The organism is Enterobacter wuhouensis (genome assembly GCF_035835995.1).
Lineage (GTDB): Bacteria > Pseudomonadota > Gammaproteobacteria > Enterobacterales > Enterobacteriaceae > Enterobacter > Enterobacter wuhouensis.
Window position 1 is genome coordinate 3820860 of record NZ_CP142124.1, and the last position, 16937, is coordinate 3837796.

Annotated in this window: 14 protein-coding genes and 1 pseudogene; 4 read left to right on the top strand and 11 right to left on the bottom strand. The window is 55.2% G+C overall.

Going from position 1 to position 16937, the window contains the following annotated elements:
- Positions 1-68: 68 nt before the first annotated feature.
- From recC to rppH, 9 genes are all read right to left on the bottom strand, one after another.
- Positions 69-3443: an exodeoxyribonuclease V subunit gamma gene (gene recC / locus VPX56_RS18120; RefSeq protein ID WP_326468107.1), complete on the bottom strand. Its 3375-nt coding sequence runs from the start codon at positions 3441-3443 to the stop codon at positions 69-71.
- Positions 3444-3454: 11 nt separating this feature from the next.
- On the bottom strand, positions 3455-3778 hold the full coding sequence (locus VPX56_RS18125; protein ID WP_131633670.1) for a prepilin-type N-terminal cleavage/methylation domain-containing protein: 324 nt from the start codon (positions 3776-3778) through the stop codon (positions 3455-3457).
- A complete protein-coding gene (locus tag VPX56_RS18130) occupies positions 3763-4164 on the bottom strand; it encodes a DUF2509 family protein (protein ID WP_326468110.1) in 402 nt (133 codons plus the stop codon). Before VPX56_RS18130 ends, VPX56_RS18125 begins: the two co-directional genes overlap by 16 nt.
- Positions 4161-4721 carry a prepilin peptidase-dependent protein gene (locus VPX56_RS18135; protein ID WP_326468112.1) on the bottom strand — a complete coding sequence of 187 codons (561 nt, stop codon included), beginning with the start codon at positions 4719-4721 and terminating at the stop codon, positions 4161-4163. The genes VPX56_RS18130 and VPX56_RS18135 overlap by 4 nt, the downstream gene beginning before the upstream one ends.
- A complete protein-coding gene (locus tag VPX56_RS18140) occupies positions 4712-5176 on the bottom strand; it encodes a prepilin peptidase-dependent protein (RefSeq protein ID WP_263610338.1) in 465 nt (154 codons plus the stop codon). The genes VPX56_RS18135 and VPX56_RS18140 overlap by 10 nt, the downstream gene beginning before the upstream one ends.
- A gap of 185 nt (positions 5177-5361) precedes the next feature.
- A complete protein-coding gene (gene thyA, locus VPX56_RS18145; RefSeq protein WP_326468114.1) occupies positions 5362-6156 on the bottom strand; it encodes a thymidylate synthase in 795 nt (264 codons plus the stop codon).
- Positions 6157-6162: 6 nt separating this feature from the next.
- Positions 6163-7038, bottom strand: coding sequence for a prolipoprotein diacylglyceryl transferase (lgt, locus tag VPX56_RS18150; protein ID WP_131633665.1), 876 nt, complete (start codon positions 7036-7038; stop codon positions 6163-6165).
- Positions 7039-7220: 182 nt separating this feature from the next.
- Positions 7221-9467, bottom strand: a complete 2247-nt coding sequence (ptsP, locus tag VPX56_RS18155; protein ID WP_263610340.1) for a phosphoenolpyruvate--protein phosphotransferase — start codon at positions 9465-9467, stop codon at positions 7221-7223.
- Between the two features lie 12 nt (positions 9468-9479).
- Positions 9480-10010 carry an RNA pyrophosphohydrolase gene (gene rppH / locus VPX56_RS18160; protein WP_003862791.1) on the bottom strand — a complete coding sequence of 177 codons (531 nt, stop codon included), beginning with the start codon at positions 10008-10010 and terminating at the stop codon, positions 9480-9482.
- A gap of 442 nt (positions 10011-10452) precedes the next feature.
- Between rppH and VPX56_RS18165 the strand changes: the two are divergent.
- The 4 genes and pseudogenes from VPX56_RS18165 to VPX56_RS18180 all read left to right on the top strand — a co-directional run.
- Positions 10453-10542 (top strand): annotated as a pseudogene (locus tag VPX56_RS18165) (hypothetical protein); the annotation flags it as partial.
- Positions 10543-10693: 151 nt separating this feature from the next.
- The gene (mutH, locus tag VPX56_RS18170; RefSeq protein WP_326468117.1) at positions 10694-11386 is read left to right on the top strand and encodes a DNA mismatch repair endonuclease MutH; all 693 of its coding nucleotides are present in this window, start codon (positions 10694-10696) and stop codon (positions 11384-11386) included.
- A 129-nt stretch (positions 11387-11515) separates the two neighbouring features.
- Positions 11516-11734 carry a YgdI/YgdR family lipoprotein gene (locus tag VPX56_RS18175; protein WP_326468119.1) on the top strand — a complete coding sequence of 73 codons (219 nt, stop codon included), beginning with the start codon at positions 11516-11518 and terminating at the stop codon, positions 11732-11734.
- 131 nt (positions 11735-11865) lie between these two features.
- Complete coding sequence (locus tag VPX56_RS18180) at positions 11866-12906, top strand: NADP(H)-dependent aldo-keto reductase (RefSeq protein WP_326468121.1); 1041 nt, start codon at positions 11866-11868, stop codon at positions 12904-12906.
- A 92-nt stretch (positions 12907-12998) separates the two neighbouring features.
- Here VPX56_RS18180 and lplT read toward each other — a convergent pair whose 3' ends face one another.
- On the bottom strand, positions 12999-14192 hold the full coding sequence (lplT, locus tag VPX56_RS18185; protein ID WP_326468123.1) for a lysophospholipid transporter LplT: 1194 nt from the start codon (positions 14190-14192) through the stop codon (positions 12999-13001).
- Positions 14185-16344: a bifunctional acyl-ACP--phospholipid O-acyltransferase/long-chain-fatty-acid--ACP ligase gene (aas, locus tag VPX56_RS18190; RefSeq protein ID WP_263610343.1), complete on the bottom strand. Its 2160-nt coding sequence runs from the start codon at positions 16342-16344 to the stop codon at positions 14185-14187. Before aas ends, lplT begins: the two co-directional genes overlap by 8 nt.
- Positions 16345-16937: the final 593 nt, after the last annotated feature.

Genomic DNA, 16937 nt, shown 5'->3' on the forward strand with positions numbered 1-16937 from the left:
TACATCAGTCCGTGATAAGAAGTGCATCATAAATGAACACCCCATACTGCGCAATTTTTATACAGCGCTCAGGACTGATTAAATTTGAACAGCGGTAACAGATAGCGCTGCGCCTCTTCCGTGATTGCCTCGAAATATTCTGGCTCAAGCGTTCGCCATAAACGTTGATACCAGACATCTTCACCTTCGCCTCGCACCATCATGTTGCCTTCATAGGCCTGAACAAACTTACTCCGCGCTTTCTGTAGGGAAGCGTCATCCGTTAACATGGCATCATTCTGCGCGTCATAACAGACTTTTATCCACGCCCCTCCACTTTCTGGCAGTAGGAGCAGCGGTTTGTTCATTCCCTGACGGTAGCCTTCGATATACAGGGACAAATAATTCAGCGCCTGCTCAGCTTCCATCGGCGGGAAACGCCATTCGCCCTCTTTACGCACGAAGATCCGGCTTTCGCCTTTGTTACCACCCGCACTGTAGACAAGATGTTCAAGCCAGAGTTGCAAACCGTGTGAAACGCCAAGCATAGAGGGCCGCCAGCGCAGAAGCCCGTCAGGCTGGACATGAGGCAGCCAGCCCGTGAGATGAACACCGTTGCAGTGAAGATCGATCTCAAGGCTTTTGCCGGGCTGTCTGCATTCGATTACGCGATCGGCCAGCGCCTTCATCTCCTGACACTGCGCATCCCACACGATTTCGCCAAACGCGCCATACGGGAGTAATCCCGAAGCCTTATAACGACGAAAAAGCGTATTCGCGTCTTCCTGATCTACCAACGCATTTAAAAGTTGGGAATTCAGCTTAAACCTCTCCAGCCCGTCCAGGATGAATGGTTCAGCATCCGGAATTTCACTCTCCTCAGAACGGAAGTTAACCTGCAGCCTTTGCTGGAAGAATGCGCGCACCGGATGCGCCCAAAAGCGCTGCAGCTGGTCGAAGTTAAGGTTTTCGATAGGACGCGGCTCAAGTTCCTGAATGAAGTCGGTATGCGCCGTGCCGTCTTTTTTTGCTGCCGGTAGCCACTCGCGGGCGTAGCTCTGATGCTCGTTGGCAACGTAGTTCACCGGGTCAAACGGCATCCTGCTGTGGCAGCAGGTAATATGCGCTTTCACCCGCTGTTCGCTTTCGTCGCAATTGCGCTCTTCATCACCCGGCAAATAGTGGCTCTGCCCGATGTAGTCCACCAGTTCCTGAACGAGCACGGAGGGGAAGCGCTCGCTGTTGTCCTGAATCGAACGACCGATATAGCTGATGTACAGTTTGCTTTGGGCGGAAATGAGCGCTTCCAGGAACAGATAACGGTCATCATCACGGCGGCTACGGTCGCCACGCTTTGGTTTTGGACTCATTAAGTCGAAGCCAAGCGGGGCGAGCGCGCGTGGATAAATACCGTCGTTCATGCCGAGCAGACAAACCACTTTGAACGGGATAGATCGCATTGGCATCAGTGTACAAATGTTGATCGGCCCCGCAAGGAAACGCTGGCTGATGCGCTCCTGGTCAAGACGCTGAGTCAGCTCATCGCGCAGAAGCGTAAGTGGAACCGCCTCGTAATAGTGCGAATTAACGCCCTCATCAACGATCCCCTGCCACTGCTTTTCAATGAGCGCCATCGCCGCTTCGGTTTCACCGTCCGGCAGGAAGAAGTCATTCAGCATCTCGCGGCAAACTGGCAGCCACTCTTCAAGCGGTCGCGGCTGCATAAGCTCGCGTCGCCAGCGGTTGAGCTGCATCAGCAGCGAGGCTAAATGGCCGACAAGCTCGGCGATAAGCCCGGTGGACTCGTCGTAAGGTAGGACCTCGTTCCATTCACCCTGGCTGCTTTCCATCGCGTAGCCCAGCAGCATACGCGTCAGGCCAAATTGCCAGGTGTGCTGTCCGGTAGGCGGAAGTTCGAATTCCTGAACGTTGTCGTCATCGATCCCCCAGCGAATGCCAGATTCATTGACCCACTGGCGAAGGTAGCGTAGCCCTTCTTCATCAATGTTGAAACGCGCGGCCAGGACGGGCACATCCAGCAATGCCAGCACGTCTTCAGAGATAAACCGGCTATCCGGCAGCGAAAGCAAAGAGAGGAAAGCCTGTAACGCTGGGTGAGACTGCCGCGCGCGACGGTCAGAGATGGCATAAGGAAGGTATCGTTCGCCCGTGGCGCTACCAAAAACAGCCTGTATAAAGGGGCTGTAGCTGTCGATATCCGCCACCATTACAACGATATCGCGCGGCGTCAGCTCAGGATCGTCCTGCAGCATGGCCAACAGCCGGTCGTGGAGGATCTCAACCTCACGCTGTGGGCTATGGCATACGTGAACGGTAATACTGCGATCGTCAGGATCCAGCTTTCGTTTGCTGTCGCTGCGTTCAAATTCTTTCGCAGTCACTCCCATAACCGCACGGTTTTCCAGATTCAGGATATCCAGCTGAATATTGTGCAGCAGGCTGTCCGGCGGGATCTCGACGAACGCATCCACATCACCGTCACCTGACGACGTGATGTCTGAGAGCATATGAATGTAATCACGCCCCAGCTTGCCCCAGGATGCGAGCAGCGGATTTGGCAGATTTTGAATCCCGTTTTCATCGAAAAGCTGGGCGGCGGTTTCGCTGTCTTTAAACAGAGGAACGTCGCGTTCTTCAAAGAGGCGTTTTCTCTGGCGAGTCACCAGCCGCGAAAGCCAGCGCGAATCCTGAATATCGCCCCAGTAGTCCCTGCACGGGTTGGTGAAGAGAATATGGATATCTATGTGTTTACCCAGCGCGTCTAGCGCTTTCAGGTAGACTGGCGGCAAAGCAGAAATACCGCAAATAAACACGCGCGACGGCAGCCGGGCCGGACGTTCGGAAGCGCTTTCCAGAATTGAGATAAACCGTTGGTATAGGTTCGCACGGTGCCATTTGGGTTGACCGAGCGCCTCAGTATGTTCTACCAGCGCTTTCCACAGAGGTGCCTGCCAGATTTGCGCCTCCGGTAAGCCTTCAACTAATTCACCTGCCTCCCAGCTTGTCAGCCATTCCGGGCGGTAAACCAGATACTGGTCATAAAGATCGGCGGTACGCGATGCCAGCTGGAACAGCTTGCGCTTATCGGTATCATCACTGAGGTAGTGACGTAGCATAGTGAATTCATCGTGCGTCAGCATATCAGGCAGCAGCGACATCAGCTTCCAGCTCATGCTTTGCTTATTGAACGCGCTCTGCTCAGGGATGTCCGGCAGCACGCGGACAAACATCTCCCAGATAAAGCTCGCAGGCAATGGAAAATCGATGTTAGCCGCAATGCCAAATTTCCGTGAAAGCGACATTTGCAGCCACTGCGCCATGCCGGTGCTTTGCACCAGCACCATTTCAGGCTCAAAAGGATCGTCGAGCCGCTCGCGCTCAACGATGAACTCCATCAGCGCTTCCAGCACATCCAGACGATTCGAGTGGTAGACCCTTAACATAGACGCTCCAACTACTGGCTTACCGGGCAATGCAGACGCGTCATCTCGCCGCGCCGCCCCAGAGGAGAAATAAGTGTAACCGTGATGCTGACACATCCGGACTGCGTTGTCTGCACCCGCTTGACCTGCCAGCCGTCAGGTAGCGCATCGGCTTCCAGCAGCGACTGGTTCCAGACGTTATGCCAGAGCTGGCGGTACTGATTAAACGAGGTAAAACGTGCGGCCAGCGCCCGGTGATATCCGGACAATGCCGTGACCACTACGACCAGCAGCATCATCGCCAGTAATACCTCAACCATACTGAACCCATTTTCTCTGTTCAGGGTATCTGGCATAGCGCACTCTCCTTAAGCGGACAAAAATCACTCCAGCCGTGGCGCGAAAACTGTATGTTTCCCTCCACCACCTCCCCCGTACGCCACAGCAGCAGATCATCGCTTCTGGCAATGAGCAACACCCGCGCCTCACTGAGCAATCGCAAACACACTCGCCAGGCGGTGCCGTTTTTGCACTGGAGATCTGTCTCTGTCGACCAGGGCTGAACCCGGCCCCACTCCAGCGCTGACTGTACGGTTGCCTGCATTTGAACCGCGCGACTCTCGCCGCCCACCAGCGTGCTGAACGAGGTAAGCTGCTGGTTAAGGCCGGTGAGGATGAGCGTGCCGAGCACCAGCAGAAGCAGAACCAGCGCCAGAGAGGACATTCCGCGCTGCCGGTTCACAGGTTAAACCCCGTGACCCCGTAGCGCGCCTGATAAGGGGCACTATTTTCAGTTTTGCGAATAGCGGTCAGTGCAATGGTCAGCTCTGGCGCAAAACCGGCGCGTTCCGTTTGACTCACCTTAAACTGCTGGATGACCACCCGATTGGGATCGGTAAGTTTTTCCCACCCCTTTCCCTCACAGCCGCTTGCCCCCCGCAACGTTTCCAGCGCCCCTGACTCCAGGCGATAGCCCGTACTCTCGTTTTCAGATGCGGCCGTGTCCCAGCGACCGTTGCTGTTTGCATCCCACTTCACAACGACGCAACTCCCCTGTCTGGCAATTGTCAGTCCTTGCCCCTGGCAGTTTCCGGCGCATAAACCCGCCCGTTGAAGCTGCTTGCCGACGGCGTAAAGGCGTTGCCAAACCTCCTCCTCAAGCTCCCGCTGGCCTGACTGCAACAAAACGGCCTGCTGCAAGGCAGGTAAAAAACGCGATGCGCTTAGTAGCAACACGCTGCTGATTGCCATCGCGATCAGGACCTCAGCCAGGGAAAAGCCCTGCTGATTCATTGGCATGACCGATCGCCTGTAGCATTGCACATTCTGATTCGACCACCGTTTGAAACGATTATTAGCCATTCTCCCGCCCGACTTTGCACCCGTATCCTTCCTGCCCATGCGGTATCCCTTAATCCATAGAAGCCTAATGAAGGCGTTATCTCGCTAAACGTCACCTCAGGCCAGAGCGGGCTCATTACGTACGGATTGCCCTTCTCGCAACCCTTCACGAAAGAGCTTGCCAGACAGAGGCTCTCTCCCTCTCTCTGAATGGTTACCTGGTGGTCACGGTTATATCGGTTTGCGTTATTGCGCAGAAACACCAGGTAGTCACGCACCTGCCCGGCGGTTTGCCAAAGCCGCTGCTGGTGCTGCCAGCTGTCCCAGCCATACATCCCCGTAGCGCTAAGAATGGCGACAAGGGCGATAGCAACCATGATTTCAATAAGCGTAAAGCCGTTCTCTTTTTTCATGCCGGGAGTGTGGCGCAGCGCCGGGGAAGCCGCGAGGAACGAATGGGAGGATTACGAGGCGGCATCCAGAGAATATTGCCAGTTGCAACACGTTGCATGCGATCTGGATAACGGCTCGTGAAACGAAATGCGGGCGAAAAAAAAACCGGCGCGAATACGCGCCGGCTGTGTGAATATCTGCGGTATCAGATCGCGACAGGCGCTTTGATGCCGGGATGCGGGTCGTATCCTTCAATTTCAAAGTCGTCAAAGCGATAGTCGAAAATTGATTCCGGTTTACGCTTGATAACCAGTTTTGGCAACGCGCGCGGTTCACGGGTCAGCTGAAGGTGTGTCTGTTCCATGTGATTGCTATACAGGTGAGTATCGCCACCGGTCCAGACAAAATCACCCACTTCCAGGTCGCACTGCTGCGCCATCATATGCACCAGCAGCGCATAGCTGGCAATGTTAAACGGCAGGCCGAGGAACACGTCGCAGGAGCGTTGATAAAGCTGGCAGGATAGCTTGCCATCAGCCACGTAGAACTGGAAGAACGCATGGCACGGTGCCAGCGCCATCTTGTCCAGCTCCCCCACGTTCCAGGCAGAAACGATGATACGGCGCGAGTCCGGGTCGTTTTTCAGCTGGTTCATGACGGTGGTGATCTGGTCAATATGGCGACCGTCTGGCGTGGGCCACGCGCGCCACTGTTTGCCGTAAACCGGACCCAGGTTGCCGTTTTCATCTGCCCACTCGTCCCAGATGGAGACATTATTTTCGTGCAGATACGCAACGTTGGTATCGCCTTGCAGGAACCAGAGCAGTTCATGAATGATCGAGCGCAGGTGGCAGCGCTTCGTCGTCACCAGAGGGAAGCCGTCCTGCAGGTTGAAGCGCATCTGGTGGCCAAAAATGGAGAGCGTACCGGTGCCGGTGCGGTCGTTTTTCGGCGTGCCCTCATCGAGCACTTTTTTCATCAATTCAAGATACTGTTTCATGGTTCCTCAGGAGAGTTGTTGCTGTGGACGACGACGATACGCCCAAATCATCATAATGGCACCCGCGACAATCATCGGAATGGAGAGGATCTGCCCCATGCTGATGTACTGTACCCACTCGCCGGTAAACTGTGCATCCGGCTGGCGGAAGAACTCGACGATGATACGGAACGCGCCATACCCAATCAGGAACAGGCCAGAGACGGCCCCCATCGGGCGCGGTTTGCGGATGAAGATATTTAGGATGATAAACAGCACAACGCCTTCCAGCGCCAGCTCATACAGCTGGGACATATGGCGAGGCAGAACGCCATAGGTATCAAAGATAGATTGCCACTCGGGATGGGACGGCAGCAGCGCAATGTCTTCTGCACGTGAACCCGGGAACAGCATGGTGAAAGAGACGCTCGGATCGACACGGCCCCAGAGTTCACCGTTGATAAAGTTGCCCAGACGGCCTGCACCCAGACCAAACGGAATCAGCGGTGCAATAAAATCAGAAACCTGGAAGAAGTTGCGTTTGGTACGTTTGGCGAAAATCACCATCACCAGGATCACACCAATCAGGCCGCCGTGGAAGGACATGCCGCCGTCCCAGACGCGGAACAGATACAGTGGATCGTTCAGGAAAACCGGGAAGTTATAGAACAGGACGTAGCCAATGCGGCCACCGAGGAACACGCCGAGGAAACCGGCATACAGCAGGTTCTCGACCTCGTTTTTCGTCCACCCGCTGCCTGGACGGCTGGCGCGACGGCCCGCAAGCCACATAGCGAAAATAAAGCCCACGAGGTACATCAATCCGTACCAGTGAAGCGCGACAGGTCCTACTGAGAAAATAACCGGATCGAATTCCGGAAAATGCAGATAACCACTGTTCATCTGTCACCACAAGATGTTGTTATTCCGCTGAAAGTGGACAGCGGTAGAATTGCATTCCCGCCGATGGCAGGTGCTCCAAGGTTGCGAATAATAGCATAAGGCAGGCGCAGAGGATGCGCCTGAGATGTAAAAGATGTGTATAGGGTATCGTGCGCGGGTGCCTTCTCCTGCGGGATGAGGGCTTAACGGCCGCCGCGGATCAGGCCACCCATGCCGCGTCGCTCCATGAACGCCGCAACCTGGTGTCGCACTTCGGTGGCTAACTGCGCCTCCAGACTGCGGGCCGCCAGTTCGCGGGCATCGTCGATGTCGATATGGCGTAACAGATATTTCACACGCGCAACCGAGCGGCCGTTCATCGACAGATGGCGGAACCCCAGACCAATCAGGATCGCAACGCACATGGAATCTCCGGCCATTTCACCGCAAAGGCGCAGGTCGAGATCGTACTGATTGGCTTCACGGGCAATCATTGCTAATGCCCGGAGCATCGCCGGATGCAGGCTGTCATAGATACTGGCAACGCGCGTGTTGTTTCGGTCAACGGCCAAAATGTACTGCGTCAGGTCGTTGGTGCCGACAGAGATAAAATCAACGCGGTTGGCCAGCTGCGGCAGCATAAAGACCATGGACGGCACTTCGAGCATCACGCCAATGCGCGGTTTAGGGATCGCATAGCCGATCATCTCTTCCACTTCACGGCCCGCACGTTCGATCAGGCGCTTCGCTTCATCGATCTCGTCAATGCTGGTCACCATCGGCAATAAAATGCTGAGATTTCCCGTCGCCGCGTTGGCGCGCAGCATGGCGCGTACCTGAATCAAGAAGATTTCTGGCTGATCGAGGGTAATGCGGATCCCCCGCCAGCCGAGGCACGGGTTCTCTTCGCTGATCGGCATATACGGCAGCTGTTTGTCCGCCCCAACGTCAAGGGTACGCAGCGTGACGGGCTTATCGTTGAACATCTGCAGCATGCCCTGATATTGCGCGACCTGCTCCTCTTCAGACGGGAAGCCGCTTTGCAGCATGAACGGGATTTCCGTGCGGTATAGGCCAATGCCGTCAATGCGGCTACCGAGCTTCTCTTCGTGCTCGGGGCTTAAACCGGCATTGAGCATGACTTTAACCCGCTCGCCGCTTTTAAGCTGTGCGGGCAGATTGACGTCATCTTCCGCCAGCTTGCTTAATTCATTCTCTTCACTGATAAGGCGCTGGTATTCCTGGAGCAGAACCGGCTCAGGATCGACCAGCAGCTCGCCGCGATATCCGTCCACCACCAGCGTGCGTCGGTGCAACACCGAGGGCTGAATATCTGCGCCCATAACCGTCGGGATACCCAGCGCGCGCACCATAATGGCAGCATGTGAGTTGGCTGCGCCATCGCGTACCACCACGCCCGCCAACCTGTCCTGCGGCAGCTCGGCCAGCGTCGTTGCCGAAAGCTCATCAGCGACCAGCACAAACTTCTTAGGCCAGGCATTCGCGCCCTGAATGGTATCGTCGAGGTGGAACAACAGACGCTGCCCCAGCGAGCGCAAATCACCTGCCCGCTCTTTCAGATAACCGTCGGTCAGCGCAGCAAACTGTTCGGCGAATTTCTCGATGACTTTTTTCACCGCCCATTCTGCTACCGCGCCTTTATCGACTTCAGCAAACAGCTCCCGCCGCAGGCGGGCATCGGAAAGCAGGTGAGAATAGAGGTCAAAGATGGCCGCCGTCTCTTTTTGCGCGCCCGCGGCAAAGCGTTTGCTGTAGCGGCGGAATTCGTTGGAAGCCTCTTCAAGCGCAGCGGTAAGACGCTCGCGTTCGAGCGCTTCATCAAGCGTCGAGGCCTCGTACACCTGCTCCATTAAAGGCAGAGTTGCGTCCATCCAGCCTTCAGCAATGGCGACACCCGGCGATGCCGGAAGCGCACGTATGCGCGTGTGACGATACTGACCAAAGAGAGCAGCAAGCTGAGACTGAGAGAGGATCGCGGCCATCTGCGTGGCGAGCGTCACAAGGAAAGACTCTTCACTCTCATCGTACTGGCGCAGCTCGCGCTGCTGGACTACGAGCACGCCGAGGAGCTGGCGACGCTGGATAATCGGCACGCCCAGGAAGGCGCGGAATCGCTCTTCTTTTACGGAAGGAATATATTTGAAGCTAGGGTGTTTTTGCGCATCGGCAAGGTTGATGGGTTCAGCCAGACGCCCAACCAGGCCCACAATACCTTCATCAAACGCGAGCGTAACGGTACGGCCTCGCGGTTTTTTCAGGCCACGGGTCGCCATCAGGTAATAGCATCGCCGGTCATGGTCGGCCAGATACACCGAACAGACTTCGGTTTCCATCGCAAGACAGATGTCAGTGACCAGAATATTCAGCGCCTCGTTCAGACGAGGCGCACTGGCCACTTTCTCGACTATTTCTCGCAAGCGGGTGAGCATGATTTGCGTAGCTTAACCTCTTTTACGTCGCCAGGCAGGTGCGCTCTGCGGCTTTGGAGGCGTCTCCTGAAGCTGCATCACAACACTTGCGAACTCTTTCATCACCCTACGGTAAACGTCGCGTTTGAACGACACGACCTGACGAACAGGATACCAATAGCTTACCCAGCGCCAGCCATCGAATTCCGGCGTACTGCTGGTTTGCATATTGATATCTGAATCGTTGCCCACCAACTGCAGCAGAAACCATTTTTGTTTCTGGCCGATACAAACCGGCTTTGTGTCCCAACGCACCAAACGTTTCGGTAACTTGTAACGCAACCAGTTGCGGGTCGAAGCCAGGATGCGAACATCTTTTCGGCTTAAACCGACCTCTTCAAACAGCTCCCGGTACATCGCTTGTTCTGGGGACTCTCCTGGGTTGATCCCACCTTGTGGGAACTGCCAGGAGTGCTGACCATATCGCCGGGCCCACATCACCTGGCCCTGACGATTACAAATTACAATTCCTACGTTCGGGCGGTAGCCATCGTCATCAATCACCGGACTACCCCAAACTAAACTTTATATACAAATGATTGTTTCACACTACAGGGAGGCGGTAAACCACTCTCTTATAGGCTTGCAACCTAATAACATTTGAATAACTCACAATTATGAGGCGAGTTATAAACAGATGAGACGCCATAACGGCAATTTTATTCACCTTTTCTGTGGATATAGTTGTGAAGAAGTATGGAATTACCGATGGACAACCTAAAAGCCCAGCCAAAGCGCCCGACCACACATTAAAAATAATACTATGGATTTCATTGGGTTAATTGTATTTTTATAGACCGCCAAGCCCATGACGTGACGATCGTCACATCAGAGATCGTCGTACTGACGAAAGATCGAACAGCGTCGGTTTTATCCACAGATTGTGCCAATAAGTTAGTCACAATTTGTGTGAAAATTCGATTTTCATCGCACGTCAAGGCTGTAAATTGAAACAGTAGTGAGGGTTATTCCCAGTTATCCCACTTTTCTGTGGATAACATGGTGTAAGATCCTGTTCATTGTCAGTGACCAGATTTGAACAACCCTGCGCTTAGCCGTATCGGATTACTTTAAAAAATTTAAAAAAACCTATAAATCAGTGACATGGAATATTCATACAGAAAAAGTTAAACTCTATCCACAAGGGATAATTTCCTGGTACATTTTTTAATCAAAAGGTTAACGTCATGCGCCCGCTTGCCCCATTGCTTTCACCCCCTTCCAGTGAAACCCAGCTGATCGACCAGGCGCAGCGTCTGGCGGGCTTTTCGCTCGGCGAGCTGGCGGCAATGGCAGGTTTAACGATCCCAAACGATCTCAAGCGCGATAAGGGCTGGATTGGCATGCTGCTTGAGCTATGGCTGGGCGCCAGCGCGGGAAGTAAACCTGAGCAAGATTTTGCGGCACTGGGCGTGGAGCTAAAAACTATCCCTGTCGATCGCAACGGTAAACCGCTGGAAACAACCTTTGTCTGCGTTGCGCCTTTAACGGGTAATACGGGCGTGACGTGGGAAACCAGCCACGTACGCCATAAATTGAAGCGAGTTCTGTGGGTTCCGGTCGAAGGAGAGCGCCAAATCCCTCTCGCCGAGCGCCGGGTGGGGGCACCGCTGCTCTGGAGCCCTGATGAGGACGAGGATCGCCAGCTCCGCCTCGACTGGGAGGAATTAATGGATATGATCGTTCTCGGGCAGGTAGAGCGTATTACCGCCCGACACGGCGAAGTGTTACAGATCCGCCCGAAAGCGGCCAACAGCAAGGCGCTGACAGAGGCAGTCGGCATGCGGGGTGAATCCATACTGACGTTACCGCGCGGTTTTTACCTTAAAAAGAATTTCACCAGCGCGCTGCTTGCTCGCCATTTCTTACTCAAAAACTAAGTTTTTAACGAATTTTGCGAGCTATCAAACACAATCGCCTGGTTTTTAAGATTTTACCGCTTCCTCCTGTCGAAATATCAGGTTATTACTACACTATGATTTGATACGAGCCAGGTGAGGACGATAACGATGAAAAAATGGGCAGTGTTAATTACAGCAGTCGGTTTAGCATTTGCTGTCTCGGGTTGTAGCAGTGATTACGTGATGTCGACAAAAGACGGTCGGATGATTTTGACCGACGGCAAGCCAGAAGTCGACGACGATACCGGCCTGGTCAGCTACCGCGATCGGGAAGGGAATAACATGCAAATCAATCGCGACGAAGTTTCGCAGATTATCGAACGATAAATGGATAAAGGTCAGTACCCTGCTGGCCTTTTTGATTTTTCTCTTCCCCTTTTGCCTCCCCTCTGCCATGTTTATATTCCTTTGTCGGGAAGCCCCTGACGCGATCCACATGTTTACTAAGGAAGCCGGCTATGCACTATCACCGTATCCCCCATAGCGCTCTGGAGATTAGCCAGCTGGGGTTGGGCACGATGACATTTGGTGAACAAAACAGCGAAGCCGATGCCCATGCACAACTTGATTATGCCGTCAGCCAGGGCATTAACCTGATTGATGTCGCGGAGATGTACCCCGTTCCTCCTCGCCCTGAGACGCAGGGGCTGACCGAAACCTACGTGGGTAACTGGCTGGCAAAACGCGGCAACCGTGAAAAGCTGGTCGTTGCCTCGAAGGTCAGCGGCCCCTCGCGCAATAACGATGCCGGGATCCGCCCTAACCAGATCCTCGATCGCAAAAACATCCGCGCCGCGCTGGATGCCAGCCTGAAGCGCCTGCAAACCGATTATCTCGATCTCTACCAGGTTCACTGGCCGCAGCGCCAAACCAACTGCTTTGGCAAGCTGGGCTACAGCTGGAATGAGAACGCCCCGGCGGTCTCACTGCTGGAAACGCTGGAAGCCCTTACCGAGTGCCAGCGCGCGGGCAAGATCCGCTACATTGGCGTCTCGAACGAAACCGCGTTTGGCGTGATGCGCTATCTGCACCTGGCCGATAAGCACGACCTGCCGCGTATCGTCACCATCCAGAACCCCTACAGCCTGCTTAACCGCAGCTATGAGGTCGGTCTGGCGGAAGTGACGCAGTATGAAGAGGTGGAGCTGCTCGCCTACTCATGCCTGGGCTTCGGCACGCTGACGGGCAAATACCTGAACGGCGCGAAGCCTGCTGGCGCGCGTAATACGCTTTTCAGCCGCTTTACCCGCTACAGCGGTGAGCAAACCCAAAAAGCCGTCGCGGCGTATGTGGACATCGCAAAGCGTCACGGCCTTGACCCTGCGCAGATGGCGCTCGCCTTCGTGCGTCGTCAGCCGTTTGTGGCCAGTACCCTGCTGGGCGCAACGACGATGGATCAGCTGAAAACGAACATTGAGAGTTTCCATCTGAACCTGAGTGAAGAGGTGTTAGCGGAAATTGAAGCGGTGCATCAGGTATACACATACCCGGCACCGTAATAAAAGCAAAACGGCAACGCACGTTGCCGTTTTAGGGTTTGCCCCCTCTCCCTGTGGGAGAGGGCCGGGGTGAGGGCATCAGGCAGCACTTATCAACGCCGACGCTGCCAGACCCACAGCCCGGTAATCGCCAGCGCAAACAGCGCGCCAAACCCGACGCCAATGGCCACAACCGGCACGCCAACCTTCACAGCCAGCGAATAAAGCCCCAGCATCAGGAGCATCGCCATGTTTTCGCCGAGATTTTGCACGGCGATGGCGTTCCCGGCTCCAACGGTGTGTTTTCCCCGCTCCTGCAAAAGCGCGTTCAGCGGCACCACGAAGAACCCGCCCAGGATACCAATCAGGATCAGCAGCGCATACGCGGGTAATAACGCATGCTGGAGCGAGAAGAACAGCACGCCAACGCCAATCAGGATGCCCGCAGGCATACAGCGCGCCACCGTCTCAAGCGTAACCAGTTTTGCCGCAGCGCCGGCCCCAACGACAATCCCGACCGCAACCATCGCGTTAAGGTAAGTTGGGGTAGCATTGTCCACAATCCCCAGCGCCACCGGCACCCACAGCACCAGCAGGAAGCGCAACGTCACGCCCGCGCCCCAGAACATGCTGGTGCCCATCAGCGAGAAGCGCGTTTCACCGTTACGCCAGAGCACGCGGCAGGCGTTAAAGAAGCTGCCGGTCATCGGCCTGAAGCGCCAGGATTGCCCCGGACGTGCCACCGCCAGTGTGGGAATGAACAGGTTAGCAATAACCGCCCCGCCGTATACCACGGCACAGACGCTCAGTGCGGCAAGCACATGCCAGTCCGCCAGCACTCCGCCCGCGACAGAACCAATCAGGATAGCGGCAATGGTGGAGGACTCCATCAGGCCGTTGGCTTTCACCAGCTTATCGCCGGTTGTAAGCTCGCCCAGAATACCGTACTTGGCCGGAGAGTAAGCGGCAGCACCGATCCCCACCAGCGTATATCCGATAAACGGGTTGATACCAAAGCAGATGCTCGCGGCCCCCAGCAGCTTGAGGCCGTTGGCAAACATCATCACCCGACCTTTCGGGAAACTGTCCGCCACCTGCCCCACAAAAGGCGCAAAGATAATGTAAGCACCCACAAACACCATCTGGAGGATCGGCTGGCTCCAGTCGGGGTAAAACTCGGCTTTCAGCAGCGCCAGGGTGGCAAACAGCAGCGCGTTATCGCCGAACGCAGAGAGAAACTGCGCCGCAATGACCGCCATCATGCCCTTCGACCAGATTGAAGTGTTAGTGTGTACTGACTCACGCATTTTGCTTTTCCGCCTCTTCAACCATGCCTTTTAGGGTGACGAAATCGGGCTTACCGCTGCCCAGTACAGGAAGCTGCTTGAGATAGCGAATATCGCGCGGCACCGCCAGCTCGGGAATGCCGTGCTCGCGCGCATGTTTAAGCAGCTGGTCGCGCTTAAGCTCACTGTCCGTAGTGAACAGCACCAGCGCCTCGCCTTTGCTGGCATCGCTCTTCACCACCGTCGCGTGCAGTTTGTCGGCAGAAACCGCCGTCGCCAGCATTTCAACCATCTCCAGCGAAACCATTTCACCCGCAATTTTGGCGAAGCGTTTAGCGCGCCCCTGGATCTGCACAAAGCCCTGCTCGTCGAAGCGAACAATATCGCCGGTGTCGTACCAGCCGGTCTCAATATCCCCATTGACGTTTTCCGCCGTTGGCGCTTCCAGCACGCCCGGGTTTTCCACGCGCAGATAGCCGTTCATCACGTTAGGCCCCTTCAGCTGCAGGCGGCCACCGTCCTCAATGCCCGGCACCTCCAGCAGGCGCGCGTCCATCCCCGGCAAAATGCGGCCAACGGTGCCCGGCTTCGCCGCCATCGGAACGTTGATCGACACGACAGGCGCACACTCCGTCACGCCATAGCCTTCCAGAATGCGCAGGCCAAACTTGTCCTGCCAGATCTGTCGGGTGCTGTCCTGAAGTTTTTCTGCGCCTGCAACCACATAGCGCACGCGGAAGAAATCATACGGATTGGCGAAGCGGGCGTAGTTGCCGAGGAACGTTGATGTACCGAACAGCACGGTACAGTTACGGTCATAGACCAGCTCCGGCACGATGCGGTAGTGCAGCGGGCTTGGGTAAAGGAACACTTCCGCACCCGTTAGCAGCGGCGTGAAGAGGCCGACGGTCAGGCCAAAGGAGTGGAACAGCGGCAGTGCCGACATAAAGCGGTCATTCGCGGTAAAGTCAGCAATCGTCTTGATCTGCTCGACGTTCGCCAGAATGCTCTTGTGGCTGTGAACGACCCCTTTCGGGTTGCCTTCAGAACCGGACGTAAAGAGGATAATCGCGTCGTCTTCCGGCTTCTGCTTCACCTGCGCGAGATGCGGCGCAAGCAGGTGAGCAAATATCCACAGCTTGTCGCCGGTGGTGACGTCGGCTTTTAAATCTTCCAGGAAGACCCAGCGCACCTGCGTCAGCTGCTCCGGCAGATGCCACAGCTTGCCTTTATCAAGGAACTGGCGGGAGGTGAACACGGTGTTAATTTGCGCCGCGGTAATCGCGCTGGTCAACCCTTTTACGCCCGCCGTATAGTTCATCATAGCCGGAATACGCCCGCGAGAAACGGCGCCAAAAATCACGGCGGCGCTGATGCCCGCGTTCGGCAGCATCAGGCCGATCTTTTCACCCTGCTTGCTGTACTTCTCAAGAATACGGCCAACAAACAGCGTCTTGGTCAAAAGCTTGCGGTAGGTATCCGGCGTGAAGTTGATGTCTTCAATGCAGTTCTTCTTTGCGCCATAGCGGTACTGCGCCGACAGCAGCGATTCATACAGCGTTTCGCGCGGGCGTACGGCCATGCGCGCTTCCATCATAATCTGGTGCAGCATTTCACCGGCGATTTTGCGGCGATCGCGGGCTCGCGGTGCCTCAGGCATCGGTAACGTGGTCGGCGGCAGAATGTGCAGGGTAATCTTAGGGAACAGACGCTGCTTCACCAGCCCTTTCAGGCGGCTGAAGTGGGTCAGCTCTGCGCCTTCAATACGCAGCGGCACCACCGTAGCTTTTGACTTCGCCGCAACGAATCCGGCACCGTCATAGATTTTCATCAGCGAACCCGTCACCGAGATACGCCCTTCGGGGAAAATAACCACCGGCCGGCCCTGTTCAACCAGGCGCACCAGATGTTTGATCATCATCGGTTTTGTAGGGTCGAGCGGCACAAAATCGATCAGCGGTGCCAGCTTGCGCATGTACCATTTTTCACTGATGGAACTGTACACGGCAAAAACGGGCCGCACTGGCAGAAATAGCGCCAGCAGTATGCCGTCGATAAACGACACGTGGTTTGGCGTGATAAGCACGCGTTCGCCGCGAAGCGCCTGGGCATCGCCAGTGACGCGGACGCGGAAAAGGACACGAAACAGTGTACGGAAGAACCCAAAAAGCATCTCAACTCCCTTTGCCAGCCAGTATGGAGGGTTATTAATTGTTGGCAGATTACACGAGAAGTGGAGAGGGGGCGACAGCAAAAATTGAGGCGAAAAAAAACCTGCGCATCCGCGCAGGCTGGTGCAAGAGATGAGTACGAAACCGTACTAAGAATTCTCACCAATCAATACCTCTGGGATCCTGATTGTGGCTCTTGCTACCCGGCTTCGCCAGCGGGAAAACGCAAGGGAGTAAGCCGAAATGCAACCAGGTGTGAATATTCTCGTTTGCTGTTACAGGTTGAATGACGGGCAAAAAAAAACCTGCGTATAAACGCAGGTTGGTGTAAATCGTGTCAATCAACCGGAGTTGATTTCACCTATCAATACCTCTGGGATCTCGACTCTATCAATCCCATCCTCATCCCCGCTATCGGACAATCGCAACAGCCTGAGGCAAAGTGTAACTAAAGGTTCGGATTGACATTATTTAGACATGGTTAAGCGTGTAACGATTACACGGTCACGCTCTGGTCTGCATCACGTTTGTGAATGACCAAATCCCGCTCCCCTTGAATGCGCGGGACTTTTCCGCAACACTAGTTGATGTGTAA

Bases quoted from the DNA above. Each gene is read 5' to 3' on its own strand.
- ptsP (WP_263610340.1), bottom strand. From the start codon at position 9,467: ATGCTCACCCGCTTGCGAGAAATAGTCGAGAAAGTGGCCAGTGCGCCT.
- VPX56_RS18140 (WP_263610338.1), bottom strand. From the start codon at position 5,176: ATGAAAAAAGAGAACGGCTTTACGCTTATTGAAATCATGGTTGCTATC.
- VPX56_RS18175 (WP_326468119.1), top strand. From the start codon at position 11,516: ATGAAAAAATGGGCAGTGTTAATTACAGCAGTCGGTTTAGCATTTGCT.
- VPX56_RS18135 (WP_326468112.1), bottom strand. From the start codon at position 4,721: ATGCCAATGAATCAGCAGGGCTTTTCCCTGGCTGAGGTCCTGATCGCG.
- VPX56_RS18125 (WP_131633670.1), bottom strand. From the start codon at position 3,778: ATGCCAGATACCCTGAACAGAGAAAATGGGTTCAGTATGGTTGAGGTA.
- VPX56_RS18180 (WP_326468121.1), top strand. From the start codon at position 11,866: ATGCACTATCACCGTATCCCCCATAGCGCTCTGGAGATTAGCCAGCTG.
- lgt (WP_131633665.1), bottom strand. From the start codon at position 7,038: ATGAACAGTGGTTATCTGCATTTTCCGGAATTCGATCCGGTTATTTTC.
- recC (WP_326468107.1), bottom strand. From the start codon at position 3,443: ATGTTAAGGGTCTACCACTCGAATCGTCTGGATGTGCTGGAAGCGCTG.
- aas (WP_263610343.1), bottom strand. From the start codon at position 16,344: ATGCTTTTTGGGTTCTTCCGTACACTGTTTCGTGTCCTTTTCCGCGTC.
- lplT (WP_326468123.1), bottom strand. From the start codon at position 14,192: ATGCGTGAGTCAGTACACACTAACACTTCAATCTGGTCGAAGGGCATG.
- mutH (WP_326468117.1), top strand. From the start codon at position 10,694: ATGCGCCCGCTTGCCCCATTGCTTTCACCCCCTTCCAGTGAAACCCAG.
- thyA (WP_326468114.1), bottom strand. From the start codon at position 6,156: ATGAAACAGTATCTTGAATTGATGAAAAAAGTGCTCGATGAGGGCACG.